Raw genomic sequence first — 24384 nt, 5'->3', positions numbered from 1 at the left:
TTAAGCCTCCTTCTCTACGCTGGCGCGGTAGGCGCGCCAGCCGCCAAATGCGCTGATATCCGTCGCCCCCGCCAGCGCCCAGGGTTCGCAGATAAAGCCTTTCACCCGCCGGCCGTCCGCCAGCAGCAGCGTGCCGATGCCTAGCGGCGGCGGCACTTCGGCGACAAACTCGCCAAAGCGCGCCAGCGGGATATCCCACAGCTCGACCTCGATCGCCGCGCCGCCGTCGGCTTTCACCAGCCCTGGCTTCGGCGGCTGGGTATCGGCCAGCGCGTACAGCCGGTAGCACGGCGCGGTGGTGGTGCGCTCCGCCAGTACCGCCCGCCGCTGCGTCAGCTGCGCGTTGAGCGGCATACCGCTCAGGTGCGCGCCCACCACGGCGACGCGCACGTGCTGCGACGAAGGCGTCAGCGGCGGCTGCGCAGGCAGCGCCCGCCCGGTAGCGCCGAGCGACAGCCCCAGCCGCTGCTGCCAGCGCTGACCAAATGCCGCCAGCGCGCGGTCGTGCCAGGCCGGTGCGATCAGCGTGATGCCGGCGGGCAGGCCGTCGTCGCGCAGCGCGGCCGGCAGCGCCAGCGCGCTGAGGTCGGCCAGATTGGTGAAGTTGGTGTAGGTGCCGAACTGTGAATTGAACAGCACCGGTTCCTGCGCCATTTCCGCCAGCGTGCGGATCGTCGGCGAGGTCGGCACCACCAGCGCGTCAAACGGCGCCAGCAGCCGGTTGATCTGCCGCGTCAGCTCGGCGCGCAGGTATTCCGCGCGGTAGGCGTCGCAGGCGCTGTAGTTCAGCCCGTTGCCGACGATAGCGCGCACCACCGGGTCCATCGCCTCGGGGTTATCGCTAAGCATGCCCGCCACCGCAACGGTGCGTTCCGCCACCCACGGCCCCTCATACAGCTGCTGCGCCAGCTGGCGGAACGGGGTGAAGTCGATCGTTTCCAACTGCGCGCCGCCCTCCCGCAGCTGCGCCAGCGCCGTCTGAAACGCCTGCTCCGCCTGCTGGTCGCCGCAGAACGACAGCGTATCCGGCACCGCAAAGCGCGGCGCGGCCGGCAGATCCGCCGGCGTCATCTGCGGATGGGTACGTGAATAGGCGTCGTCGGCGTCATAGCCGCCGGCCAGTTCGGCGACGCAGGCGGCATCGGCCACCGTCAGCGCAAAGATCGAGACGCTGTCATTCAGGCGGCAGGCCGGCACCACGCCGCGGCCCGACAGCCAGCCCTTGGTCGGTTTTAAACCGACGATATGGTTAAAGCCCGCCGGTACCCGGCCGGAGCCGGCGGTATCGGTGCCGAGCGCAAACGGCGTCAGCCCGCGCGCCACCACCGACGCCGAGCCGGAGCTGGAGCCGCCGCTGACGTACTGCGGGTTGAAACTGTTTGCCACCGCGCCATACGGCGAGCGGGTGCCCACCAGGCCGGTGGCGAACTGGTCGAGATTGGTTTTACCGATGACGATGGCGCCGGCGGCGCGCAGCCTGGCGACCACCGTGGCGTCCTCGTCGGCCTGATAGGCGAACGCCGGGCAGGCGGCGGTGGTGGGCCAGCCGCCGACGTCAATATTGTCCTTGACCGAAAACGGCACGCCGAACAGCGGCAGGCGGCTGAGGTCCCCCGCCACCGCCGCCAGACGCTGCGCCAGCTGCTGATACTGCGCTTCACACTGCCGCGCGTCGGGCAGATAGATCCAGGCGGTGTCGTTGCGATCGAGGGTGGCCAAAAGTTGAGAAAGCGTGGCGGCGACGCAGGCGATGCGCTCCGCCGCCGGCTGCGTCTGGTAGTAGCGCTGCCACTCGCTGAGGGTGAATCCGTGTTGCTTAACGGGCTGGGTCATCGGCTGAATTCCATCTAGTACACAAGATTGGATCCAGCACAGCAACGCCCGTGCCAGTTTTTTATTTGACTGATTTTAAATGATTAATGATCGATTACCCACCGGCAGTGCAAAAAACGCGCACCAGCGGCGCGCAGACGCTGAACAAAAAAGGTGCAGAGAACGCTTATCTTTCTGGTATTCATGCATTGGCTGAGCGTTATCCACCGATTTATGCCGTCCACTTCAGCGCGCTATTTATTAATTAAAAAAGCATTTTTAATTTAACACCCTCGATTACCAGCGCACGGATAAATAGCAACAGCATGTCTCCCGTTTAATTCATCCAATTAAAATATAAAAAATAAAAGTATCAGTTGAAATATAAATAGTTAACAGAAAAGTACGAAAATCATCATTATATTCAGCTTTGCTTACCCCCACCATTTATTCAGCACCTGCTTCACTGCTATAGTAACCAAACACTTAAATCAGCGACGGTCAGCAGGAATAATTATTCCACAGGAAAAATAATATAAAATAAGGATATCAATCATGGCGAAGCATAACATTATCATTACCCGGCTCTGGCAAACGGATAACTCAACGGTGAGCAAGTATGAGATCACCGGCAGCTCTATTAAAGGATATTTCTTGGAAAGACCCGGGCCGGATACTCAGACGCCCAACCAACGGAAAAGAATTCCCGAGGGAAACTATTCACTAAAATGGCACAACAGCCATATCCCTACGGTCAGGCCTTATAACCCGGTGCCGCTGCTGTTTAATGCGATCGTGCCGGAATCCCGCAAAATATTAATCCACAACGGCAACTATCCGCGCGATACCGACGGATGCCTGCTGATCGGCACCTCCCGCGGGGTGGACTTTGTCGGCAGCAGCGTCAGAAAACTTATCGAGCTGAAAAATTTCATCACCAGCAAGGGCATAAATAACTTCAGCGTGACGATCAAGTCTTGCTATTCTGCTGCCTGCCATAACCAGGAGGGATTATGATTAAAGCACTGATGCTCACCCTGCTGCTGTCGCTCAGCGTGCAGCCGGCGCTGGCCAACCCGCAGACCTTCAACGGCGTGCTGCAGGCCTACTGGCTGCCGATCTGGCATAACGACGTCAATCAGCCGCAGCTGACCTACCGCTTCTTCCCGGATGCCGCATCGGCCGCCAAGGGGAAGGTGATCAACCTGCGCCATCCCGCGCTTGACCTCAAACGACTGCAGCAGGACCACCCGGAGTTTGTCGCCCAGCGCCAGGGGCACGTGGAGTATTACGGTACGCTGAAGGTTGACGAGTCCACCGCGTATAACGAGTGCGGCCTGGACTTTTATGAGGCGCAGCAGGCCGTTTTCACGCCGCAAGCGCCGCAGCCTTTCGATATTGAACAGCTGGAAAAGCAAAGCGGCTGCCAGTCCTACCCTTGGCTGCTCAGCTATCAGCTGAAAGAAAACGCCGCCGCCGTCGTGCTCAGAGCGGCGCCCGATAGCAACGCCGAAGCCGTCGCCCAGCTTTCCGGCGACCGGCCGCTGGTGCAAATCCGGCAGGTCAACGCCGACTGGCTGCAGGTCGCGGTCTATGACGCCGCCAACCAGCCGCCGATGGGCAACACCCGCGGCTACATTGAACTGCGCCATCTGCAACCGCTCAACTAGTACGCCGCAAAAAAAAGCGCCTCCCGCAGGAGGCGCCTGTTAACCCGGCTATCCGCCGCGCGTTATTCGCCGCGCACCCGCTGCGCCAGTCCCTTCAGGAAGTAACGCAGCATCTGGTCGCCGCACGGGCGGTAGTTTTTGGTGCCCGGCTTGCGGAACAGCGCGCTCAGCTCCGGCTTGGAGATGCGGAAGTCCACCGCGGTGAAGATCTGGAACAGGTCGACGTCCTTCAGTTCAAACGCCACGCGCAGCTTCTTCAGCACCAGGTTATTGGTGATCGGCAGCTCCAGCGGCGGCGCAGGAAACTTATCGTCCTTGCCGCGTTTGAAGTACACCAGGCCGTTGAGGAAATGCCCCATCACCTCATCCGGGCACTTCTGGAAGCCCGGTTCGCCTTCCTTGATGATGTAAGCGCCCATCGCCGCGACGTCAACGTCGAAATCGTCCAGTTTGGCGATTTCCGCCATTTTTACGTCGTTGATTTTCAGCATGTAACGCACGCTGCGCAGGACGTCATTGTTAATCATGGCATTGCCTTTATGCGGGGGAAGCGGATGACGTGCGGCGGGTAAGCACTGCCGCACGTCAGAATCAAGTGCGGCAGTATAGGGACAGGCGCGCGGTTTCTCAATCGATTTGGCGTTTCGCCTGATACAGCGGGATATCTTCGCCGATAATATATTTATTGCGCAGCAGCGAGGAGATTTTATCCATCGTCATCACCACCGCCACCAGCACCAGGGTGATAAACATCACCACGTCCCAGTTCCACAGCCGCATATTCTCCGCGTACACCAGGCCGATGCCGCCGGCGCCGACAAAGCCGAGCACCGCCGCCGAGCGGGTGTTGGACTCAATCTGGTACAGGCTCAGCGCCAGGAAGGTGGGGAAAGACTGGGTGAAGATGCCGAAACGGTGCTTCTGCAGGCCGTTGGCCCCCACCGCCGTCAGCCCGCGCCCCGGCGACTTCTCCACCGCCTCGTGCCCTTCGGCATACAGTTTGCCCAGCAGCCCGACGTCCTGCATCACGATCGCCAGCACCCCGGCCAGCGGCCCCATGCCTACCGCGCGAACAAAGATCAGCCCCCAGATCGCCATATCGATGCCGCGCAGCACGTCCAGCAGCCGGCGCACCACGGCGGCAAGCGGCCGCAGCAGCGGCGTGGCCATCACGTTGCGCGCGGCAAAGAACGACAGCGGCAGCGCGATCAGCGACGCGGTAAGCGTGCCGGCGAACACAATGCCCAGGGTGATAAAGATCTGCTGGAAGTAGTAGCCGAACGGCCAGTTGAGAAAATCATGCCAGACGAACATGCGCATAAAGTAGCGGCCAAGCTGCTGGCAGCCGGTGAGCAGCTGCGGCCAGGCGATGCCGAAGAAGTGGAAAAACAGCAGGTAGTACAGCACAAAGGCCGCGCCGATCAGCGCCAGGGTGCGCAAATAGCGCCGCTGCTGGCTGAATATTTCCCGGTGCTGCTGGCGCAGCGTGTGCAGCCGTTCTGCACTTACCGTTTGTTCGAACATTATTTTCCGCCCTCCACCACGCGTTGACGCAGTTTGCCGGAGCTGTAATCCAGCAGCGACACCACCACGATAATCAGCAGCAGCGTCATGCTGACCTGATCGTAACGGTCCAGTTTGATATTGGTCATCAGCTCCTGACCGATGCCGCCCGCCCCCACCAGCCCAAGAATGGTCGACTGACGGAAGTTGATCTCCAGCCGCATAAAGCTGTAGGACATAAACACCGGCTTCACCTGCGGCCACAGGCCGAAGCGCATCCGCTGCAGCGGCGTGGCGCCGCAGGCGGCCAGGCCGCGCACCGGCTTCGACGACGCGGTTTCCAGCGCCTCATAGAACAGCTTGGTCAGGCTGCCGACGGTGTGCAGCGCCAGCGCCAGAAAACCGGGGATCGCCCCGATGCCGAACGCCATCACGAACATCACCGCCCAGGCCAGCTCCGGCATGGTGCGCAGAAAGGCCACCAGCGTGCGGATGGCAAAGCGCAGCCACGCCGGGCTGTGGGTATTGTTTGCCGCCAGAAACGCCAACACGCCCGCCACCAGCACCGAGCACAGGGTCGCCGCCAGCGCCAGCTGCAGGGTCTCCCACAGCAGCGGCAGCTGGATATGCAGCCGGTAGCCCCAGTACGCCAGCGACCCTTCGGTATGGCCGTCGGCAAACAGCAGCCGCCAGTGCAGCACCGGCACGGTTTCCGCCAGATAATCGAAGAAGTTGGGCAACGACACCCAGACGGTATGCAAATTGAACTCGGCCAGCGTGCCGGCGCCGAGATACAGCCCCGCCAGCAGCAGCGACCAAAGCAGCGTTTCACGCTTCTGCTTGCTGCGGATCCGCTGGTAATAATGCGTAAAATCGGTATTCAACGTGGAGGTCCATCCGTCATCAACAACACGATCGCCCGGCGCGCGATCGGCGCCGGACGGTGGGAGAAGATCAGCGCTCGCCTTTCGCCAGCGCGCGTTTGAGGTCGATCACCGGCTGATACTCCGCCAGCGTGGTGTCTTCGATATGCTGCTTGCCGCCCAGCGCCTTCACAAAGCAGGCGTGATCCTCTTTATCCAGCTTCTTGATGGCGGCGACCAGTTTGGTTTTGAACTCCGCCGGCAGCGCGCTGCGCACCAGGATCGGACCGTTCGGGATCAGCGGCGACTGCCAGATAATGCGGATCTTCTTCATCAGATCCGGCTGGTCCATGCGGATCAGGCGGGTAAAGGCGCCGCTGGTATAGCCGCTGTTGTAGTCGCCGATCATCGAGGTCCAGGTCACCGCGCCGTCAAACTGGCCGTTCACCACGCCGAGAATGTCCTGCTCGTGGCCGCCGGAGAAGGTCACGTTGGAGAAGTAACCGTTATATTTGTTGTCCGCGTTGCCGCCGAACTGCTTTTTAAAGTCGTGGTCCGGCATCAGGAAGCCGGAAGTGGAGTCCGGATCGGCAAAGCCAAAGGATTTCCCCTTCAGATCCTCCAGCTTCTTATACGGGCTGTCGGCCTTGACGATCACCACCGAGTGGTAACCGCGCGAGTTATCAGCGTCATCCACCGCGATCCCCACCAGATCCACCGCCTGCGGATCCTTGATATGCACCGAGGCGAACGACGCCGGCGACATGCTCAGCACCATATCGATCTTGCCGCCAAGCAGCCCCTGGATCACGCCGGAATAGTCGGAGGAGTTGCGCAGTTTGGTGTCCACGCCCAGCTCTTTATCAAAAAACTGCTTCACGCACTGGTTATCGCCGATCTGCTGGGTGGCGTTCTGCCCGCCGAGAATGCCCATATTCAGCTCTTTGGGCGCATCCGCCGCCGCCGCGCTGCCGGCCATCAGTACGCCGCTGATCAGCGCGCTCAGAATCGCTATTTTTTTCATCATCTCATGCCCTGTGTGTGTAAAAATCACGGTAAAAACGTACCCGCCGCTCTCCGGCGATCAATGGATCTGGCTCGCTTCCTCGCCGTACAGCTGGTGCAGAATCTGCTCATCGAGCTGCGACGGATGGCCGTCAAAAATAATTTTTCCCTGAGCGATGCCGATCACTCGCCCGCAGTACTCTTGCACCAGTTCGACCGAGTGCAGGTTGACCATTACCGCGATGCCGTCTTCGCTCACTTTGTGCAGCGCGTCCATGATGCGCCGGGTGTTTTTCGGATCCAGCGACGCCACCGGCTCATCCGCCAGCAGGATCTGCGGGTTCTGCATCAGTGCGCGACAGATCGCCACGCGCTGCATCTGGCCGCCGGACAGGTTTTCCGCCCGCTGCAGGGCGTGCGGCAGCATATTGAGCCACTGCAGCAGCTCGATAGCGCGCGCCCGGTCGGCATCGTCGAAGATCTTGAAGAACGATTTCAGCGTCGAGGTGTGGCTGAGCCGTCCCAGCAGCACGTTGGTGATCACGTCCAGCCGCGGCACCAGGCAAAAATCCTGGAAAATCATGCCGCAGCGGGCGCGCCAGCTGCGCATCTCTCGCGCCGACAGCTGGGCGATATCCTGCGCCGCACCCTGCGGGTCGATATGCAGCATCTCGCCGCAGCTGGAAGGAATGGTGCCGTTCAGGGTATGCAGCAGGGTCGATTTACCGGCGCCGGAGCGGCCGATCACCGCCACAAACTCACCGGCGTGCAGAGAAAAGTTGATATCGTCCAGCACACGCTGCTGCGCCTTATAGGCTTTGCCCAATCCTTTCACTTCCAGAACTTTGCGACGCGTACGGGTCTGCACGGGCGGGAAGTCGCTCGGTGCCAGTTTTAATAGTGCCTGAGCCATATGCCGTATCTCATTAGGTTGGCGATGGGTGATGGGCACCTATTTAGGGATAAATTTATGACACTGGGATGATGGTTTGATGGCGGGGAGGTGACGGCGGTGTGATATCTCGCCCGGCCGGCCGGGCGAAAAACGGCGCGCTCAGCGGAAGTGGATCACCCCCTTGATCAGCGCGCGGTTGTTGATAACGTCGCGCTCATAGCGCTCGGCCAGAGTATCAAAGGCAAAGTGGTGCGACAGCATCATCCCGGCGCTGATTTTGCCCGCCGCCATCAGCCGGCCGACTTTGGCGAAGTCTTCATGCGTCGCGTTGCGGCTGCCCATCAGGGTGGTCTCTTTTTTGTGAAATTCCGGGTCGTCGATGCTGAACTCCCCTTTAAACAGCCCGACGAACACGATGCTGCCGCCGTGGCGAATCAGGTTGACGCAGTGATTCATCGCCAGCCGGTTGCCGGTGGCGTCGATCACCTTGGCCGCCAGCATGCCGGAAAACTGTGCGCGCAGCGCGGCGTCGAAACCGGCGTCCGCCGGGTCCAGCGTCGCCACCTCCAGCACCTGCGCCGCATGGGCGCGGCGTTCCGCGCTGGTATCGGCCACCACCACCTGCGCGCCGTCGGCGCGGGCGATCGCCGCCACGCCCAGCCCGATCGGCCCGGCGCCGACCACCAGCAGTTGATCGCCCGGCGTCACCGCCGCGCGCCGCACCGCATGGGCGCTGATGGCGAACGGTTCAATCAGCGCGGCGCTTTCCGGCGCCAGATCGTCAACCGCCAGCAGGTTGCTGACCGGCACGCTGAGGTATTCACAAAAACCGCCGTCCTGATGCACGCCGATCACCGAAATATTTTCGCAGCAGTTGCCGCGGCCGCTCTGGCAGGCGGCGCAGCCGCCGCAGAACAGGTAAGGCATCACCGCCACCCGCTGCCCGACCCGCCAGCCGGCGACGCCGTCGCCCAGGCCGACGATATGGCCGCAGATTTCATGGCCCAGTACCCGCGGGTAGGCGAAAAATGGCTGATTGCCCGCCCAGGCGTGAATATCGGTGCCGCAGATGCCGACGGTATGTATCTGCAACAGCGCCTCGCCCGCTGCGGCGGTCGGCACCGGTCGCTGTTGATAAACCAGCTGCTTCGGCTGCTGACAAATCAGTGTGTTCATTGTGCTCATGATGATTCCTCCCGTGATCTGGCGTTTGTTATTCAATAAAAAACGCCCGCGTCGCGCTTTTCCCCTGTCGAAGTGTGATTCATCGCCAAATAAACCGTTTTAAATTGGTTTTAAATGCCAGAAAAAACCGCAGAGGGACGTGATGAGCAGAACGCAAAACCTGCGGCAGACGGTGATCAATCAGATGATTGACGGCATGATTCAGGGGCACCTGAGCTCACCGCTGCCCTCCCAGGCCGCACTGGCCGAGATGTACAATATCAGCCGCACCACGGTGCGCCACGCGCTGGCGCACTTCCAGCAGAGCGGCGTGCTGGCGCCGCAGGACGGCGGCTACGCCATCGTGCGCCTGCCGCAGCAGGAGGAGGGGTTCGACTGCCGCGAGCAGTCGCCGGTTGCGCAGAGTGAGCGCTTCGAGCAGGCGTTCTTTCAGCTGATTAACCAGCAGCAGCTGCGCGCCGGCGACAGTTTCAGCGAGCTGCAGCTGGCGCGTCAGATGAACGTCAGCCCGGTGGTGGTGCGGGAGTTTTTGCTGCGCCTGAGCCGCTACCGGCTGCTCGACAACGTCAAACGCGGGCAGTGGTGCCTGAAAACCTTCGACCGCCAGTATGCCGAACAGCTGTTCGAACTGCGCCAGATCCTGGAAACCCATGCGCTGTCGCGCTTTCTCAACCTGCCGGCCGGCGACGCGCGCTGGCTGCAGGCCAGGGAGCTGCTGCGCCGCCACCGGGAGCTGCGCGACACCATCAGCCAGCACTACCGGCAGTTTTCCGCGCTGGACAGCGACTTCCATCGCCTGATCCTCTCCGCCGCCAATAACCCGTTTTTCAACCAGTCGCTGGAGATTATCTCGGTGATTTTCCACTTCCACTATCAGTGGGACGCCCGCGATCTCAAGCAGCGCAATATCATCGCCATCGAGGAGCATATGGCGATCCTCAGCGCGCTGATCTGCCGCAACGACCAGCAGGCCACCCACGCGCTGCACCGCCATCTCGACAGCGCCAAACAGTCGATGATTCGCTCCCTCGCCCGCCCCGCCTCCTGACGCCCATCCGGTAATAAAAAACCGATAAAAAACGGGAAAAGCCTATCTGCCGCACGGAACCCGCACGCCCCGGATTCGGCGGCGAAACGCGCCATTTAGGCTGATTAACGGCCAACGCTGGCCTTCCCTGCATCCCGGGCTATCCCCCAACGATAAATATTATTAACGTGGAATTCTGGAGACAATGATGGAAAAAACGCATACCGCCCCCCGCCCGACGGCCGCCGAGCCGGACGCGGCCGACACGATCGTTCCTATGCCTCCCGACGGCGCGCTGGTGCGCTCCGCACGCCTTAAAAAAATTCAGACCACCGCGATGCTGCTGCTGTTTTTAGCCGCCATCATCAACTTTCTCGACCGCAGTTCGCTGTCGGTCGCCAACTCCACCATCCGCGATGAGATGGGGCTGAGCGGCACGGAAATCGGCCTGCTGCTGTCTGCCTTTTCGCTGGCCTACGGCCTCGCCCAGCTGCCCTGCGGCCCGCTGCTGGACCGCAAGGGGCCGCGTATTATGCTGGGCCTCGGCATGTTCGTCTGGTCGCTGTTCCAGACGCTGTCGGGCATGATCCAGAACTTTACCCAGTTTATCTGGGTGCGCATCGGGCTGGGCATCGGCGAAGCGCCGATGAACCCGTGCGGCGTCAAGGTGATCAATGACTGGTTCAATATCAAACAGCGCGGTATGCCGATGGGCATTTTCAACGCCGCCTCCACCATTGGCCTGGCGATCAGCCCGCCGATCCTGACCGCCATGATGCTGGTGTTCGGCTGGCGCGGCATGTTTATCACCATCGGCCTGCTGGGCATCGCCCTGTCCATCGGCTGGTACCTGCTGTACCGCAACCGGCAGGACGTCGATCTCAGCACCCAGGAGCAGAGCTACCTCAACGCCGGCAGCGTCAGCGCCCGCCGCGAGCCGATGAGCTTTAAGGAGTGGCGCGCGCTGTTCAGAAACCGCACCATGTGGGGCATGATGATCGGCTTTAGCGGCATCAACTACACCGCCTGGCTGTATCTCGCCTGGCTGCCCGGCTACCTGCAGACCACCTACCATCTGGATCTGAAAAGCACCGGGCTGCTGGCCGCCATTCCGTTTCTGTTCGGCGCCGCCGGCATGCTGTCCAATGGCTATGTCACCGATTTTCTGGTCAGACGCGGCATGGAGCCGGTTAAAAGCCGCAAGCTGTGCATCGTCTCCGGCATGCTGCTGTCCGCCGCCTTTACCTCGGTGGTGGCGCAGGCCACCACCACCAGCAGCGCGGTGACGCTGATCGGCATGGCGCTGTTCTGCATCCACTTCGCCGGCACCTCCTGCTGGGGGCTGATCCACGTGTCGGTCACCCCGCGCATGACCGCCTCGGTGGGCAGCATCCAGAACTTCGCCAGCTTTATCTTCGCCTCGTTTGCGCCGGTAGTGACCGGCTGGATCCTCGATACCACCCACTCGTTCAGCCTGGCGCTGACCCTGTGCTCCTGCTTTACCCTGATCGGCGCGCTCTCCTACCTGCTGGTGGTGAAACGCCCCATCACCGACGCCCGCTGATATTGCCGGCGGCGCGCCTCTGCGCCGCCCTGCTGCACAGAAGGAAAGCGTTACATTGCCGGCGTTGCGTTCCCGCCGCGCTGCGCTAGGGTTAAGCCATTACTTCACAACAGGAGCGCATCATGAAAATCGGATTTGCCGGGCTGGGCGGTATGGGCCGCGCCATGGCCCATAATCTGCTGCAGGCCGGTTACCCGCTGACGGTGTGGAACCGTTCGCCGCAGGCGGCGCAACCGCTGGTCGACGCCGGCGCACAGCTGGCGGCGCAGCCCGCCGATCTGGCCGGGGTCGATATCTTGTTCACCATGCTGGCCAACGACGCGGCGCTGGAGCAGGTGGTGGTGACCAGCGGCCTGCTGGCGCAGATGCAGCCCGGCGCGGCGCACGTCAATATGGCGACCATTTCCGTGGCGCTGGCGCAGCGGCTGGCGGCGCTGCATCAGCAGCACGGCGTCGGCTATCTGGCGGCGCCGGTGCTCGGCCGCCCTGATGTCGCCGCCGCCGGCCGGCTCAATATTCTGGCCGCCGGCGACCCGGCGCTGCTGGCGCGGGTGCAGCCGCTGCTCGACGTGCTGGGGCAGCGCACCTGGTCGTTCGGCGAGCGGCCGGAGCAGGCCAATATCGTTAAAATCGCCGCCAACTTCACGCTGGCGAGCGCCATTGAGGCGATGGCGGAAGGCAGCGCGCTGGTGCGCAACCACGGCGTGTCCGGCGCGGATTACCTGCAGATGCTGACCGGCACCCTGTTTGCGGCCCCCGCCTATCAGGGCTACGGTGCGCTGATCGCCGCGGAGAACTATCAGCCGGCGGGTTTTAAACTGACGCTGGGGATGAAAGACGTGGGGCTGGCGCTGGAGGCCGGCGGCAACAGCCATACGCCGCTGCCGTTCGCCAGCGTGCTGAAAGATAATTTTCTGGATGCGATCGCCCACGGCGAGGGCGATCTGGACTGGGCGGCGCTGGCCAACGTGGCGGCGCGTCGCGGCGGTCTGTAAGGCAAAACGGAGCGCCGGGCGGCGCTCCGTTTTAGATCAGAACTGAATCTCCGCCGCGGGTACGGCGCGGATCGGCACGCCGAAACTTTCCATACTCGACAGCGCCGCATTGTGGTGATTGCGGATCCATGCGCCGCTGGCGTGCGCTTTGTCATGGCTGGTATGCGCATCCGCCGCCAACACGACCGGATAGCCGTGGCCGGCCGCGCGGCGCGTGGTGCTGTCTACGCAGTACTCCGTGGAGTAGCCGCAAATCACCAGCTGCGTTACGCCATGCTGCTCCAGCAGCGCCTGCAGGTTGGTGCGCAGGAATGAATCCGGCGTGGTTTTTTCCACCCGCAGATCCGTGTCCGTCACCTGCAGGCGCGGCTCAATCTGCCAGCCGTCGCTGCCGTGCGCCAGTTCCTGGTCGGCGGTCTGGTGCTGGACAAAAATCACCGGCACGCCGGACTGGCGCGCCCGCGCGCTCAGCTGGTTAATACGCTCAATCACCGCGTCGGCATCCGCCGGCGGTGGTACAAACAGTCCCTTCTGCACATCAATAATCAACAACGCTGATTGCATAATGCTTCGCCCAATAGGTGGAAAAACCGATTCACGCCAGCGGCTGACGCGGCCGGAAGATGTGGTCCACGCCCTGCTCACGCAGCCGGCTGACCAGCTCATGGCCGCCGTTCGGCGTCGCCTGCGCCAGCTCGCGCTCGCCGGCGAACACCGGGCTGGCCCACAGCAGATTGACCGGGTCGCCCTGCTGCGGCGGCAGCGTCAGGTACTGCTGGTGCGGATAAAACGACGACGACAGCAAGTAGCCTTCATAGCCCTGCGGCGCCACTTCCGACGCCAGCGTATGCCCTTCACCGAACCAGGTGATCTGCGCCCAGGGCACGTGCGCCACGCCGGCCAGCGCGCTGGCCATCTGCACCGCGTTCTCTTCGTTCATGTACTGACCGTCGATGGCGATCCCCATCTCAATACGCCGGTACAGGGACGCATCGTCGTTAAACAGAATCTCCATCCACGGCATCGGCCGGATGCTGACGCCCATGGTGAGGAAATAGTAGATGCCGTCGCGCTCGTGCTGAGTGATCGCCATCGGCGGCCACTTGCCCTGATCGATGGCGTAATACTTCACCGACGGGCCGAAATGCTGTTCGTAGCGCGCCATATACTCGCTCTGCATTTTCGGCCACGGGTTGCCCTCTTCACGCTGCCAGCGCCGCCAGAACTGACGGGTGGCCTCGGCCTGCGCATATTGCGTGTTGGTGGAGGCGGAACCCAGCGGATAGGCCAGCGGGCTTTCTTTGATGCAGCTGGCCGAATAGCACACCGAATGGTCGATATACAGGCTCCAGCCGGGGATCACCGCCAGCAGTTGGCCGTAATACCACAGCGCCGCGCCGTCGTCGCTTTCGTTCCAGATAACCTGCAGGCCGTCCGGCTGCAGCGGCGCTTCGCCCTCCAGGTTACGGCAAAACTCGGCGGCCAGCATCGGCGGCTGTCCCATCTCCAGCGCGGCGCGGTCTTCCTGCAGCGGCGCGGCCGCCAGATTGCGCAGCCAGCAGGCGCGCACCTGAAAACGCTCGCTGAAGGCGTCGGCAGGATAAATATAAAAATAGGCAGCCCGGTGATCTTGCTGAACCACCGCCGTCAGCGTCTGGTTATCATTACTGACTTCAGCAAGTACATATGACTCGTTCATATCACCTCAATAGGGGTCACGGCGCAGCATAGGCTCGCTGCGCACTGTCCAAAATCGTCAAAGCTGACGCTTCAACCATAAAGGATACAAAAGGATTTTTGCTTTTCGCCAGTGTAAAACGCATTCCGGCGCACAATCACGCGTAAAAGTCTCAAAAATTCAGCGAGTACGCGAATTTTTCCGCTATTTTCGCTGCGGCGGATTTCAACGTATAGTGAGACCAGTGTAACTCAGGAGACGGAAATGATAACAATCAGGGAGCGTATTGCGGCGGATAATCCGCAGCTGGTGGCGATCTGGCAGCGTTCGGTGCGCGCCACCCATCACTTTATCGGGGAACAACAGCTGACGGAGCTGCAGCCGCTGGTCGAGCAGTATCTGCCGGCGCTCGAGGTCTGGGTGGCGGAGATCGCCGGGCAGGCCGCCGGCTTTATCGCGCTGGATGACAATAAGGTGGAGATGCTGTTTATCGACGCCGGACAGCGCGGCAAAGGCCTCGGCAGCGCGCTGCTGGACCACGTACAGGCGCGCCGCGACGGGCTGGTGCTGGATGTCAATGAGCAAAACCCGCAGGCGGTCGGTTTCTACCAGCGCTACGGCTTTGTGGTGACCGGGCGTTCGCCGCGGGACGGCCAGGGCAACCCCTACCCGCTGCTGCATATGGCGCTTTCCCCGCGCTAACGGCGCAGGGCGGGGTCAGACCGGGTTGCCCACCTGGCTCAGACGCGGCCAGAGCATCATCAGGGTGTCCACCAGGCGCAGCAGCTCTGCGCGGCTCGCCCCTTCGCGCGCCTGCACCGACATGCCTTCAATGGTGCACATCACATACTTCGCCAGCAGCGCGGTATCGGTCTTCGCCAACAGCTCCCCCTGCTGTACCTTACGGTCGAAGCAGGCCTTCAGGCTGGCTTCCTGCGCATGGTGCTTGCGCAGCAGCAGCTGCGCCACCTCGTCCGATGACGAAGAAAGCGCGGCGGAGGCGCAGACCATAAAGCAGCCGGACGGCGTTTCCGGGTCGGTAAACACTTCGGCAGAAGAACGCACATAGGCGTCGATGATTTCGGCGATCGGCAGCGGCTGTTCCAGCAGCTGATTGGTGCAGGTGGTGTACTTGCTCAGGTAACGCTCCACCGCCGCGCGGAACATCCCTTCTTTATTGCCGAATTCGGCATACAGCGTCGGCGCTTTGGCGCCGGTCACCTCAACCAGATCGGACAGCGAGGTGGCGTCATAGCCGTGACGCCAGAACAGCTCCAGTGCGCGGTCGAGTGCCAGGTCGCGATCAAACTGTTTCGGTCTGCCGCGGGTTTTCTTCGCAGCAACCTCTTCTTTGATAGTCATAATCCCTCTCATCTTGCGCGCCGCGTCAGCGCCGCCAAATTAAATTAACGCTCATTATAAAAAAATATTGCGGCGACGTCGAGAAGCGACTAACATTTAGTTATCGAACGTTATCTATATACCGCCGTTCACATCAACGTTGTTGTTAATACGCCCTTATAAAAGCACAATCAATTGAAATAACTAAAATAATTTCCTGTGATAGCGATACCCGCCCGGTTGCCAACGGCGGGATGACTGCGCTGTCGCAGTCTGTCGTTGCGATAAAAAACCGCGCCGGCGGCGATGACCGAGCGCCCCGAACGGCAATTTACCACGCCGCACGCGCTGAACCGCAGCGAGGTCAACGGCACCAGAGGTCGCCAGCGCCAGGGAAAACCTTTTTATAACAATATATTGAAGAATTTTATGCCGCACCACGCCGGCCGCCGGAAATACGGCCGCAACAATTTAATTAATGAACATTAAAAAAATGCTTGCAAAGTGACCTGGGTCACACTAACATTAAATTATCGATCGTTAATTAATTTAACGCTCAGCGAAACAACAACCATATTCAACTTATGATAGGAAAGAAGATTATGAAAAGCCTGAAAATGACCATCGCCGCCGTTGCCCTTGCCACCGTATCATTCGGCAGCTTTGCCGCTGAACTGGTAGACAGCCAGCCGGCAAATATGCAGAAAGTCGGCGTAGTTAACGCCGGTGGCGCAACCAACCTGACCAGCCTGGAAAACAAACTGGCGGCAGAAGCCGATAAAGCCGGGGCTAAATCCTTCCAGATCACCTCGACGACCGGTAACAACAAAATGCACGGCACCGCGATTATCTATAACTAATCGTCAGAGTCTGAGATGCAAAGAGGCGGCGTAAGCCGCCTTTTGCGTTGCTGCGGGAAGGTACGGCCTTACAGCGGCTTCAGCATATAGATAGGACAGCCGTGGTGGCCGGTGTCGCCGCGCCGCTCGCTGAGCAGCGTAAAGCCCAGCGACTGATACAGCCCGAGCGCTTCTTTCAGCTGTTCGGTAGTTTCCAGATAGCAGTAGCGGTACCCAGCCGCCCGCGCCGTACGCATCGCCTGCACCACCATATAGCGCGCCATCCCCAGCCCGCGGATTTCCGGTTTGAAGAACAGTTTCTGCAGCTCGCAGTAATCCGCCTCTTCGCCGGCCAGCGGCGCAATGCCTGCGCCCCCCACCACTTGCCCCTGCAGCTCCACCACCCAGTAATGGCCGCCGCTGCGGCGGTAAACCTCCGTCAGCCGATCCAGATCCGGATCGTGCAGGCTGACGCCCTCCATGGTGTCCATGCCGTATTCACGAAAACAGTCGCGGATCACCTGCGCCATCGCCGCATCGTCTGCGGCGCAGATTGGCCGCACCCGCAGCTGCGCCTGCCGCTGCTTGCGCGCGCCGGCCAGCGCGCCGCTGAACTTGCGCATCATCGCCACCGTCGCCGCCCGCTCATCATCATCCAGCTGCGCCAGCGCCTCCTGCATAAAGTTATCGGCGTCGCTGTCGATCAGCGCCAGGGTGCGTTTCCCCTGTTTGGTCAGGCGGTGCAGGCTGTGGCGTTTATCATGCGGGTGCTCCACCGTCTCAATCATCTCCGCGCTGACCAGCGAGCGCAGCGCCCGGCTGGCGCTGGCCTTATCGATACACAGTTTGGCGGCCAGCTCCATCACCCCCAGCGGCTGCGCCTTGATTTCAATCATCAGGTGAATCTGCAGCGGCGAAAAGCGCGAACCGTTGCTCTGCTTGTTCAACATCCCCAGTTCACGCACCAGACGGCGCGACAGCGCCCTGAATTCCCGGATCTCCATCGTATTTTCTTCCCCAGACACGTTTATTGCAGCGTAAATTTAGTTGATAGTGTTACCTAATTCACTTCAACATAACGCATAACCATAAATAGGTGAAGGGATTTATTTCATTCATAAACGTTATTCCAGCGATTAACGCCCCGCCGCTTCTGCTAGAATGCGCGCGTTGAAAGCCGGCAACCGCCGGATTTTCCGACATTTATTATTGGCAAAGTTGCCGTATCTTTATCATCAAGGAGAGATTTCATTTACATGAAAAAATCACTCGTACTGGGTTCTCTTGCCCTTTCCGTCACGCTGTTGACCGGCTGCGCAACGGAATCGTCCCGTTCGCTGGAAGTGCCGAAAGTCGCATCCTACCAGAGCCAATACCAAGGCCCGCGCAGCCCGATCGCCGTCGGTAAGTTTGATAACCGTTCCAGCTATATGAACGGCATCTTCTCCGATGGCGTCGATCGCCTGGGCAATCAGTCGAAAACCATTCTGATCACTCACCTGCAGCAGACCGGCCGTTTTAACGTGCTCGATCGCGCCAATATGGATGAACTGAAGACCGAAGCCGGCCTGAAAGGACAAAAACAGACGCTGAAAGGCGCCAACTACGTAATCACCGGCGACGTAACCGAATTTGGTCGCAAGGAAGTGGGCGACCACCAGCTGTGGGGCATTCTCGGCCGGGGTAAATCGCAGGTTGCGTACGCCAAGGTAAACCTGAATGTTGTTAACGTTCAGACTTCCGAAGTGGTTTACTCCACCCAGGGCGCCGGCGAATACAGCCTGTCGAACCGTGAGATCATCGGTTTTGGCGGCACCGCCAGCTACGATTCAACCCTGAACGGCAAGGTGCTGGATTTAGCGGTACGCGAAGCGGTAAATAATTTGGTGACGGCGATTGAAAACGGCGCATGGCGCCCAACCCACTAACGGATTAGTACAAAATCATGACCATAAAAAATATAAGCGGGGTGCTGCTGGCGGCAACCCTGCTGGCCGGCTGCGCTGCGCCAAAAACGCTGTACAATTGGGATAATTATCAGACTACAGTTTATCAGTACTATCAACAGGATGGCGTTAGTTCTGAGCAGCAAATTACCGCATTAAATCAGACCATTGAAACCTCGCGCGCCAAAAATAAAGCGGTGCCGCCCGGTTTGCATGCGCAGCTGGGCCTGCTGTATGCCAAAAGCGGCCGCCCGGATCAGGCTTTCGCCGAATTCAATACGGAAAAACGTCTGTTCCCGGAGTCCGCCCAGTTTATGGATTTCCTGATGGCCAAGGATAAAGGGAGTTTTAAATGAAACGGATACTCGGTTTAATTGCCGCGACGGCGGTGCTGCTGCTAAGCGGCTGCGCCAAGAAAGCGCCGTATGACTATACGGCGTTTCACGAAAGCAAACCAAAATCGATTCTGGTGCCGCCGCCGGTCAACCTGTCGCCGGACGTCAAGGCCAGCCACAGCGTGCTGTCCACCGCCACCCTGCCGCTGGCCGAAGCCGGCTATTACGTCTTCCCGGTCGCGGTCGTTGAAGAAACCTTCCAGCAAAACGGTCTGAGCAACGCCAACGATATCCGCACCGTCAGTCTGCCGAAGCTGCATCAGATCTTCGGCGCCGACGCGGTGCTGTATCTGGATATTGCGCAGTACGGCACCAGCTATAAGGTGATCGACAGCGAAACTCGCGTGACCGTGAAAGCACGCCTGCTCGACCTGCGTTCCGGCAAGCTGCTGTGGTCTGGCGGCGCAACGGCCTCCAGCAGCGAAAACAACAATAACAACGGCGGCGGTCTGCTCAGTATGGTGATCAGCGCGGCCATCTCGCAAATCGCCAATACGCTCAGCGACAAAGGCTATGATATCGGCGCTATCGCCAATACCCGCCTGCTGTCCGCCGGTCGTGACGGCGCCATCCTGTATGGGCCGCGCTCGCCGCATTACGCCAGCCAGCGTTAACCTGATACGGGCAGCCGCGTGCGGCTGCCCATTCTTTTAAGCCGGCATCAGGCCAATAAAGGTGGTTTTCTTGCGCGGGCCGGTCATCAGCGTCTCCAGCCGTTCCACACACTGCAGATAGTGCGGCGTTTGCTTATGCGCATCCACCGCCTGCTGGTCGCGGTAGGCCTCGTAAATATAGAAACGCGTCGGAATGGTTTCATCCTGCAACACGTCAAAACGCAGATTGCCCGGCTCGGCGATCGCCCCCAGATGGTTGGCGCGAAACACCTCGATAAATTCCTCCACCTTATCCGGCTTTACATTGATTTCCACCAGCGTGACGTGCATAACGGCTCCTTAAAGTGCGCGGGGTGATTCCCCAATCCTAGGCGTCCGCGCCGCAATTGCCGCCGCGCCGCGCCGATTTTGCAGCGCACCTCACAGTTCTGTCAGCGCGCCCCCGCCTGCGCCCCCGCGCCGGCCGCCAACGCCATCTATAGTTAAGATCTGGCGGGCGAAGAGTGTGAATTATGCGCAACTTGTTGATGGCATTAGACGCAGGGACCGGCAGCATCCGGGCGGTGATTTTCGATCTGGCGGGCCAACAAATCGCTTACGGACAGGCGGAGTGGCGCCATCTGGCGCTGCCGGACGTGCCCGGCTCCATGGAGTTCGATCTGACCGATAACTGGCGGCTCACCTGCCGCTGTATTCAGCAGGCGCTTGAACGCGCCGACGCCGGGCCGGGCGATATCCGCGCCGTCGCCTGCTGCTCAATGCGCGAGGGCATCGTCCTGTACGACCGCAACGGCGACGCCATCTGGGCCTGCGCCAACGTCGACGCCCGCGCCAGCCGCGAGGTGAGCGAGCTGAAAGAGCTGCATAACCATCAGTTTGAGCAGGAAGTCTACAGCTACTCCGGCCAGACGCTGGCGCTGAGCGCCATGCCGCGCCTGCTGTGGCTGGCGCACCATCGCCCGGATATCTACCGCCGGGCGGCGACGATGACCATGATCAGCGACTGGCTGGCCAACCGGCTCAGCGGCGAACTGGCGGTGGATCCCTCCAACGCCGGCACCACCGGCATGCTGGATCTGACCCGCCGCGACTGGCGGCCGGCGCTGCTGGATATGGCCGGCCTGCGCGCCGACCTGCTGTCGCCGGTCAAAGAGACCGGCAGCCTGCTGGGGCGCGTCACCGACACGGCCGCGCGGCAATGCGGCCTGGCGGCCGGCACGCCGGTGGTGATGGGCGGCGGCGACGTGCAGCTCGGCTGTCTGGGGCTGGGCGTGGTGCAGGCCGGACAGACCGCGGTGCTGGGCGGCACCTTCTGGCAGCAGATCGTCAATCTGCCGCAGCCGCAGACCGATCCGGCGATGAATATCCGCATTAACCCGCACGTGATCCCCGGTATGGCGCAGGCCGAAGCGATCAGCTTCTTCACCGGCCTGACCATGCGCTGGTTCCGCGACGCCTTCTGCGCCGAGGAAAAGCTGCTGGCCGAGCGGCTGGGGGTCGACGCCTATACGCTGCTGGAAGAGATGGCGGCGCGGGTGCCCCCCGGCGCCTACGGCGTGATGCCGATCTTTTCCGACGCCATGCATTTTAAAAGCTGGTATCACGCGGCGCCCTCCTTTATCAATATGTCGCTGGATCCGCAGCGCTGTAACAAGCAGACGCTGTTCCGTGCGCTGGAGGAGAACGCGGCGATCGTCGCCGCCTGCAATCTGGCGCAGATCGCACAGTTTTCCGGCGTTCAGCCGCCGGCGCTGGTGTTTGCCGGCGGCGGCGCGAAAGGCAAGCTATGGAGCCAGATCCTCAGCGACGTCACCGGGCTGCCGGTGCGGGTGCCGGTGGTGAAAGAGGCCACCGCGCTGGGCTGCGCCATCGCCGCCGGCGTCGGCGCCGGGCTGTTTGACGACCTGGCGGCCACCGGCGAACGTCTGGTGCGCTGGGAGTGCCAGTATCAACCCAACGAGGCGCATCATGCGCTCTATCAGCAGCAAACGGAGAACTGGCGGGAAGTATATGCCGACCAGCTGACGCTGGTGGACCACGGCCTGACAACCTCGCTGTGGAAAGCGCCGGGGCTGTAGCGCCCGGCGCTGCCGCCCGCTATTCGCGCGGCGCGGCCGCCAGGCGCAGATCGCTGCGCCGGCAGCACAGCGGATACAGCAGCCCGGTCACCACCAGGCTGATCACCCAGGAGATATCCGCGCCGGGCACCAGCTGCGAGTATGGCCCGCTGAAAAAGGCGTTTTCCATAAAGGGCAGCTGCACCACGATGCCGGCGAAGTACACCGCCAGCACCCGCCCGTTCAGCAGGCCGTAACGGCCGCCGTCGGCGCGGAAAATCGCCTCGATATCGTAGCGCTGCCGGCTGATCAGATAAAAATCGATCAGGTTAATCATGCACCACGGGATCAGCACCGCGATCAGCGCCAGGATCAGATTGATAAAGAAGCTGACGAAATTGGCCGACGCCGCCAGCGCCACCAGCACCGACCCCGCCAGCACCAGCGTGGAAAACAGCACCCGCACCCGGGCGTCGGGCTGCCAGCGCGGCATAAAGGTCTGCACCGCGGTGATCAGCGACAGCACCGCGCCGTAGAGATTCATGCCGTTATGGCAGATGATATTGACCAGGAACAGCACCATCAGCACCGGCCCCAGCCAGCCGGTAGCCTGGCGCACCGCCGCCATCGCCTCGACGTTGCCGCCCACCAGATTGACCGCCAGCATGCCGAACAGAAACGCCAGAATGGTGCCGCTGCAGGCCCCCAGCCAGGTATAGAGGAACGGCCGCCGGATCCCCACCTCGGCGGGCAGGTAGCGGGAATAGTCCGAGGTATACGGCGAGAAACTGATCTGCCAGACCGCGCCGATGCAAAACGTCGCAAACCAGCCGCTGAACGAAAAGCGTCCGCGCAGCCAGAAATCGCCGGGCAGCGGCTGCGTCAGCATCACCACCATGCCAATCAGCAGCGCCGCGCCCATAATCCAGGCGCCCAGCTTGTTGATTTTATGGATAAAGCGGTAGCCCACCACGCCGATGGCGGTCGCCAGCAGCGCCCCCAGCACCGTGGCGTACGGGATCGGCAGCGCCGGCAGCACATTGTTGATCACCTTGCCGGACAGGGTAATGTTCGAGATAAAGAAGCCGAGGTAAATCACCGTGGTAAAGGCGATCACCAGCAGCGAGCCGTAGCGGCCGAACTGGGCGCGGCTCTGCACCATCTGCGGGATGCCCACCTGCGGCCCCTGCGCCGAGGTCAGCGCCAGAAAGACGCCGCCGAACAGATGCCCGGCGATAATCGCCGTCATCGCCGACAGAATATTCAGCCCGAACGTATGGGTGGCGATGGCGCCGGTCACCACCGCCAGCGGCGCGATATTGGTGCAGAACCACAGGGTGAACAGGCTTTTTACCTCGCCGTGACGCTCCGAGGCCGGCACGTAATCGATGGATTTATCCTCGATCAGGCTGTTTGGTTGTGTTTGAGAACGCATGACATCCTCCGGTTTACACCGTTATCGTTTTTATCGGGTAGAGGGTAAGGCAGCCCCTCCCGGGAGTCGGGAGGGGAAGCGGGCGGCTAGCGCATCACGAAGGGGTCGTCGATGGGCGCATCGCTGGTGCGTAACCAGACGGTTTTGCTGGTGGTGTACTCCAGCGCCGCCTCCATGCCGCCTTCGCGGCCGAAGCCGGACTGGCCGTAACCGCCGAACGGCGCCAGCGGCGAGACCGCGCGGTAGGTATTGAGCCACACCACGCCGGCGCGCAGCTGGCGGGTCACCCGGTGGGCGCGGGTCAGGTTCTGCGTAAACACGCCGGCCGCCAGCCCGTACTCCGTGGCGTTGGCCAGGGCGATCGCCTCGGCTTCATCGCGGAAGCTCAGCACCGACAGCACCGGGCCGAACAGCTCCCGCGTGACGCTCTCCGCCTGCGGGCAGCCGCTGCAGTCCAGGATGGTCGGCGGGTAGTAAAAGCCGGGACCGTCGATGGGCGCCGACGCGGTCAGCCGCCGGGCGCCCTGCGCCAGCGAGCGTTCGACCACCTGTTCAATCAGCGCCTTCTGCCGCGCGGTGCACAGCGGGCCGAACTGAGTTTCCGGCTGCTGCGGACAGCCGATGACGATCTCGCGCACCTTCGCCACCAGCCGCTCCAGCAGCGCCTCCTTGACACTCTCCGCCACCAGCAGGCGCGAGCCGGCGACGCAGCTCTGGCCGGAGGCCGAGAAAATCGCCGCCACCTGCGCGTTGGCGGCGCTGTCGAGGTCGGCGTCGTCAAAGACGATAAACGGCGATTTGCCGCCCAGCTCCAGCGAGGTGCTGGCCAGATTTTCGGCGCTGTTGCGCACGATATGGCGTGCGGTTTCCGCGCCGCCGGTAAAGGCGATGCGGTCCACCTTCGGGTGGCGCGTCAGCGGCGCCGCGCAGCGCTCGGCAAAGCCGGTGATCACATTGCACACCCCGGGCGGAAATCCGGCCTGATCGATCAGGCGGGCAAAGGCCAGCAGCGGCGCCGGCGCGGCCTCGGAGGCCTTCACCACCAGCGTACAGCCTGCGGCGATCGCCGGGCCAATCTTCACCGCCGACAGAAACAGCTGGCTGTTCCACGGGATCACCGCGGCAACCACCCCGACCGGTTCACGACGCACCCAGGTTTCCATATCCGGCTTGTCGATCGCCAGCACGTGCCCTTCCATTTTGTCGGCCAGCCCGGCGTAATAGCGGTAATACTCCGCCACATAGGCGATCTGCGCGCGGGTTTCGCGGATGATTTTCCCGCTGTCCAGCGTCTCCAGCCGCGCCAGCTCCGGCGCGTTGGCCTCCACCAGATCCGCCAGCTTCAGCAGCAGCTTGCCGCGCGCGCCTGCGGTCATCGCACGCCATTCGGGGCGGTGAAACGCCTGCCAGGCGGCCTCCACCGCGCGATCCACCTCCGCCTCATGCGCTTGCGCCACGCTGGCCCAGGGGGCGTTGGTGGCCGGGTTCAGCGAGTCAAAGCGCGCCGCGCCCGGCTCGAACCGCCCGTTAATATAGAGATCAAACGACTCCATCACTTCC

At 61.7% G+C, this 24384-nt stretch carries 26 protein-coding genes; 12 read left to right on the top strand and 14 right to left on the bottom strand.

What is annotated here, in order from left to right; all coding sequences use genetic code 11:
• On the bottom strand, nt 1–1833 hold the full coding sequence (gene atzF, locus I6G83_RS13675) for an allophanate hydrolase (RefSeq protein WP_054307465.1): 1833 nt from the start codon (nt 1831–1833) through the stop codon (nt 1–3).
• Nucleotides 1834–1919: 86 nt separating this feature from the next.
• Here atzF and I6G83_RS13670 point away from each other — a divergent pair, with 86 nt between their 5' ends.
• From I6G83_RS13670 to I6G83_RS13660, 3 genes are all read left to right on the top strand, one after another.
• Nucleotides 1920–2081, top strand: a complete 162-nt coding sequence (locus I6G83_RS13670) for a hypothetical protein (protein ID WP_156484016.1) — start codon at nt 1920–1922, stop codon at nt 2079–2081.
• A gap of 286 nt (nt 2082–2367) precedes the next feature.
• Nucleotides 2368–2829, top strand: coding sequence for a DUF5675 family protein (locus I6G83_RS13665; protein ID WP_054307464.1), 462 nt, complete (start codon nt 2368–2370; stop codon nt 2827–2829).
• A complete protein-coding gene (locus I6G83_RS13660; RefSeq protein WP_054307463.1) occupies nt 2826–3482 on the top strand; it encodes an SH3 domain-containing protein in 657 nt (218 codons plus the stop codon). Before I6G83_RS13665 ends, I6G83_RS13660 begins: the two co-directional genes overlap by 4 nt.
• Before the next feature lie 62 nt (nt 3483–3544).
• Here I6G83_RS13660 and I6G83_RS13655 read toward each other — a convergent pair whose 3' ends face one another.
• The 6 genes from I6G83_RS13655 to I6G83_RS13630 form a co-directional block, all read right to left on the bottom strand.
• Entirely contained in the window at nt 3545–4009 is a 465-nt protein-coding gene (locus I6G83_RS13655) for a YehS family protein (protein WP_015671483.1), read from the bottom strand.
• Between the two features lie 100 nt (nt 4010–4109).
• Nucleotides 4110–5006, bottom strand: coding sequence for a phosphonate ABC transporter, permease protein PhnE (gene phnE / locus I6G83_RS13650; protein WP_054307462.1), 897 nt, complete (start codon nt 5004–5006; stop codon nt 4110–4112).
• Nucleotides 5006–5869 carry a phosphonate ABC transporter, permease protein PhnE gene (phnE, locus tag I6G83_RS13645; protein ID WP_054307461.1) on the bottom strand — a complete coding sequence of 288 codons (864 nt, stop codon included), beginning with the start codon at nt 5867–5869 and terminating at the stop codon, nt 5006–5008. Before phnE (I6G83_RS13645) ends, phnE (I6G83_RS13650) begins: the two co-directional genes overlap by 1 nt.
• A 70-nt stretch (nt 5870–5939) precedes the next feature.
• Complete coding sequence (phnD, locus tag I6G83_RS13640; RefSeq protein WP_054307466.1) at nt 5940–6872, bottom strand: phosphonate ABC transporter substrate-binding protein; 933 nt, start codon at nt 6870–6872, stop codon at nt 5940–5942.
• 60 nt (nt 6873–6932) lie between these two features.
• Entirely contained in the window at nt 6933–7766 is an 834-nt protein-coding gene (gene phnC / locus I6G83_RS13635) for a phosphonate ABC transporter ATP-binding protein (RefSeq protein WP_054307460.1), read from the bottom strand.
• A gap of 141 nt (nt 7767–7907) precedes the next feature.
• Nucleotides 7908–8933: a zinc-binding alcohol dehydrogenase family protein gene (locus I6G83_RS13630; RefSeq protein ID WP_054307513.1), complete on the bottom strand. Its 1026-nt coding sequence runs from the start codon at nt 8931–8933 to the stop codon at nt 7908–7910.
• A gap of 142 nt (nt 8934–9075) precedes the next feature.
• On the opposite strand from I6G83_RS13630, the gene I6G83_RS13625 reads away from it, so the two are divergent.
• From I6G83_RS13625 to I6G83_RS13615, 3 genes are all read left to right on the top strand, one after another.
• Nucleotides 9076–9981 carry a GntR family transcriptional regulator gene (locus I6G83_RS13625; protein WP_054307514.1) on the top strand — a complete coding sequence of 302 codons (906 nt, stop codon included), beginning with the start codon at nt 9076–9078 and terminating at the stop codon, nt 9979–9981.
• Nucleotides 9982–10168: 187 nt separating this feature from the next.
• Nucleotides 10169–11524 (top strand): MFS transporter, encoded by a 1356-nt coding sequence (locus tag I6G83_RS13620; protein ID WP_054307515.1) that lies wholly within the window; start codon nt 10169–10171, stop codon nt 11522–11524.
• A 122-nt stretch (nt 11525–11646) separates the two neighbouring features.
• Nucleotides 11647–12519, top strand: coding sequence for an NAD(P)-dependent oxidoreductase (locus tag I6G83_RS13615; protein ID WP_015671475.1), 873 nt, complete (start codon nt 11647–11649; stop codon nt 12517–12519).
• Nucleotides 12520–12555: 36 nt separating this feature from the next.
• Here the strand turns inward: I6G83_RS13615 and I6G83_RS13610 are convergent, their stop codons facing one another.
• Both I6G83_RS13610 and I6G83_RS13605 read right to left on the bottom strand, forming a co-directional pair.
• Complete coding sequence (locus tag I6G83_RS13610) at nt 12556–13083, bottom strand: cysteine hydrolase family protein (protein ID WP_054307516.1); 528 nt, start codon at nt 13081–13083, stop codon at nt 12556–12558.
• Nucleotides 13084–13114: 31 nt separating this feature from the next.
• Nucleotides 13115–14218 (bottom strand): suppressor of fused domain protein, encoded by a 1104-nt coding sequence (locus I6G83_RS13605; RefSeq protein WP_061324653.1) that lies wholly within the window; start codon nt 14216–14218, stop codon nt 13115–13117.
• Nucleotides 14219–14461: 243 nt separating this feature from the next.
• On the opposite strand from I6G83_RS13605, the gene I6G83_RS13600 reads away from it, so the two are divergent.
• A complete protein-coding gene (locus I6G83_RS13600) occupies nt 14462–14899 on the top strand; it encodes an acetyltransferase (protein ID WP_015671473.1) in 438 nt (145 codons plus the stop codon).
• Between the two features lie 15 nt (nt 14900–14914).
• Here I6G83_RS13600 and I6G83_RS13595 read toward each other — a convergent pair whose 3' ends face one another.
• On the bottom strand, nt 14915–15559 hold the full coding sequence (locus I6G83_RS13595) for a TetR/AcrR family transcriptional regulator (protein ID WP_054307389.1): 645 nt from the start codon (nt 15557–15559) through the stop codon (nt 14915–14917).
• Between the two features lie 581 nt (nt 15560–16140).
• Here I6G83_RS13595 and bhsA point away from each other — a divergent pair.
• On the top strand, nt 16141–16398 hold the full coding sequence (bhsA, locus tag I6G83_RS13590; RefSeq protein ID WP_054307387.1) for a multiple stress resistance protein BhsA: 258 nt from the start codon (nt 16141–16143) through the stop codon (nt 16396–16398).
• Between the two features lie 68 nt (nt 16399–16466).
• Here the strand turns inward: bhsA and I6G83_RS13585 are convergent, their stop codons facing one another.
• Nucleotides 16467–17381, bottom strand: a complete 915-nt coding sequence (locus I6G83_RS13585; protein ID WP_054307386.1) for a bifunctional helix-turn-helix transcriptional regulator/GNAT family N-acetyltransferase — start codon at nt 17379–17381, stop codon at nt 16467–16469.
• A gap of 252 nt (nt 17382–17633) precedes the next feature.
• Here I6G83_RS13585 and I6G83_RS13580 point away from each other — a divergent pair, with 252 nt between their 5' ends.
• Genes I6G83_RS13580 through I6G83_RS13570 form a run of 3 tightly spaced genes read left to right on the top strand, consistent with a single transcriptional unit; the run spans nt 17634 to nt 19332 of the window.
• Nucleotides 17634–18305: a CsgG/HfaB family protein gene (locus tag I6G83_RS13580; protein ID WP_054307385.1), complete on the top strand. Its 672-nt coding sequence runs from the start codon at nt 17634–17636 to the stop codon at nt 18303–18305.
• Nucleotides 18306–18319: 14 nt separating this feature from the next.
• Nucleotides 18320–18679, top strand: coding sequence for a DUF4810 domain-containing protein (locus I6G83_RS13575; protein WP_171020787.1), 360 nt, complete (start codon nt 18320–18322; stop codon nt 18677–18679).
• Entirely contained in the window at nt 18676–19332 is a 657-nt protein-coding gene (locus tag I6G83_RS13570; protein ID WP_054307383.1) for a DUF799 domain-containing protein, read from the top strand. The genes I6G83_RS13575 and I6G83_RS13570 overlap by 4 nt, the downstream gene beginning before the upstream one ends.
• Nucleotides 19333–19368: 36 nt before the next feature.
• Here the strand turns inward: I6G83_RS13570 and lsrG are convergent, their stop codons facing one another.
• Nucleotides 19369–19662: a (4S)-4-hydroxy-5-phosphonooxypentane-2,3-dione isomerase gene (gene lsrG / locus I6G83_RS13565; RefSeq protein ID WP_015671469.1), complete on the bottom strand. Its 294-nt coding sequence runs from the start codon at nt 19660–19662 to the stop codon at nt 19369–19371.
• A 182-nt stretch (nt 19663–19844) separates the two neighbouring features.
• Between lsrG and lsrK the strand changes: the two genes are divergently transcribed.
• Nucleotides 19845–21410 carry an autoinducer-2 kinase gene (gene lsrK / locus I6G83_RS13560; RefSeq protein WP_054307382.1) on the top strand — a complete coding sequence of 522 codons (1566 nt, stop codon included), beginning with the start codon at nt 19845–19847 and terminating at the stop codon, nt 21408–21410.
• 19 nt (nt 21411–21429) lie between these two features.
• Here lsrK and I6G83_RS13555 read toward each other — a convergent pair whose 3' ends face one another.
• Entirely contained in the window at nt 21430–22824 is a 1395-nt protein-coding gene (locus tag I6G83_RS13555) for a purine-cytosine permease family protein (RefSeq protein ID WP_015671467.1), read from the bottom strand.
• Nucleotides 22825–22910: 86 nt separating this feature from the next.
• Nucleotides 22911–24377: an aldehyde dehydrogenase gene (locus I6G83_RS13550; protein ID WP_054307381.1), complete on the bottom strand. Its 1467-nt coding sequence runs from the start codon at nt 24375–24377 to the stop codon at nt 22911–22913.
• Nucleotides 24378–24384 lie beyond the last annotated feature (7 nt).

Source organism: Serratia rubidaea (assembly GCF_016026735.1).
Taxonomy (GTDB): Bacteria; Pseudomonadota; Gammaproteobacteria; order Enterobacterales; family Enterobacteriaceae; genus Serratia_B; species Serratia_B rubidaea.
This window is presented reverse-complemented; position numbering and strand designations above follow the sequence as displayed.

What these genes read in the sequence shown, in the direction of transcription:
- bhsA (WP_054307387.1), top strand. Translation starts at nt 16,141, where the DNA reads ATGAAAAGCCTGAAAATGACCATCGCCGCCGTTGCCCTTGCCACCGTA.
- I6G83_RS13655 (WP_015671483.1), bottom strand. Translation starts at nt 4,009, where the DNA reads ATGATTAACAATGACGTCCTGCGCAGCGTGCGTTACATGCTGAAAATC.
- I6G83_RS13615 (WP_015671475.1), top strand. Translation starts at nt 11,647, where the DNA reads ATGAAAATCGGATTTGCCGGGCTGGGCGGTATGGGCCGCGCCATGGCC.
- I6G83_RS13585 (WP_054307386.1), bottom strand. Translation starts at nt 17,381, where the DNA reads ATGGAGATCCGGGAATTCAGGGCGCTGTCGCGCCGTCTGGTGCGTGAA.
- I6G83_RS13580 (WP_054307385.1), top strand. Translation starts at nt 17,634, where the DNA reads ATGAAAAAATCACTCGTACTGGGTTCTCTTGCCCTTTCCGTCACGCTG.
- I6G83_RS13670 (WP_156484016.1), top strand. Translation starts at nt 1,920, where the DNA reads ATGATCGATTACCCACCGGCAGTGCAAAAAACGCGCACCAGCGGCGCG.
- lsrG (WP_015671469.1), bottom strand. Translation starts at nt 19,662, where the DNA reads ATGCACGTCACGCTGGTGGAAATCAATGTAAAGCCGGATAAGGTGGAG.
- I6G83_RS13605 (WP_061324653.1), bottom strand. Translation starts at nt 14,218, where the DNA reads ATGAACGAGTCATATGTACTTGCTGAAGTCAGTAATGATAACCAGACG.
- I6G83_RS13660 (WP_054307463.1), top strand. Translation starts at nt 2,826, where the DNA reads ATGATTAAAGCACTGATGCTCACCCTGCTGCTGTCGCTCAGCGTGCAG.
- I6G83_RS13550 (WP_054307381.1), bottom strand. Translation starts at nt 24,377, where the DNA reads ATGGAGTCGTTTGATCTCTATATTAACGGGCGGTTCGAGCCGGGCGCG.
- I6G83_RS13665 (WP_054307464.1), top strand. Translation starts at nt 2,368, where the DNA reads ATGGCGAAGCATAACATTATCATTACCCGGCTCTGGCAAACGGATAAC.
- I6G83_RS13595 (WP_054307389.1), bottom strand. Translation starts at nt 15,559, where the DNA reads ATGACTATCAAAGAAGAGGTTGCTGCGAAGAAAACCCGCGGCAGACCG.
- I6G83_RS13600 (WP_015671473.1), top strand. Translation starts at nt 14,462, where the DNA reads ATGATAACAATCAGGGAGCGTATTGCGGCGGATAATCCGCAGCTGGTG.
- I6G83_RS13570 (WP_054307383.1), top strand. Translation starts at nt 18,676, where the DNA reads ATGAAACGGATACTCGGTTTAATTGCCGCGACGGCGGTGCTGCTGCTA.
- I6G83_RS13630 (WP_054307513.1), bottom strand. Translation starts at nt 8,933, where the DNA reads ATGAGCACAATGAACACACTGATTTGTCAGCAGCCGAAGCAGCTGGTT.
- I6G83_RS13625 (WP_054307514.1), top strand. Translation starts at nt 9,076, where the DNA reads ATGAGCAGAACGCAAAACCTGCGGCAGACGGTGATCAATCAGATGATT.
- I6G83_RS13555 (WP_015671467.1), bottom strand. Translation starts at nt 22,824, where the DNA reads ATGCGTTCTCAAACACAACCAAACAGCCTGATCGAGGATAAATCCATC.
- phnE (WP_054307462.1), bottom strand. Translation starts at nt 5,006, where the DNA reads ATGTTCGAACAAACGGTAAGTGCAGAACGGCTGCACACGCTGCGCCAG.
- phnC (WP_054307460.1), bottom strand. Translation starts at nt 7,766, where the DNA reads ATGGCTCAGGCACTATTAAAACTGGCACCGAGCGACTTCCCGCCCGTG.
- phnD (WP_054307466.1), bottom strand. Translation starts at nt 6,872, where the DNA reads ATGAAAAAAATAGCGATTCTGAGCGCGCTGATCAGCGGCGTACTGATG.
- atzF (WP_054307465.1), bottom strand. Translation starts at nt 1,833, where the DNA reads ATGACCCAGCCCGTTAAGCAACACGGATTCACCCTCAGCGAGTGGCAG.
- lsrK (WP_054307382.1), top strand. Translation starts at nt 19,845, where the DNA reads ATGCGCAACTTGTTGATGGCATTAGACGCAGGGACCGGCAGCATCCGG.
- I6G83_RS13610 (WP_054307516.1), bottom strand. Translation starts at nt 13,083, where the DNA reads ATGCAATCAGCGTTGTTGATTATTGATGTGCAGAAGGGACTGTTTGTA.
- I6G83_RS13620 (WP_054307515.1), top strand. Translation starts at nt 10,169, where the DNA reads ATGGAAAAAACGCATACCGCCCCCCGCCCGACGGCCGCCGAGCCGGAC.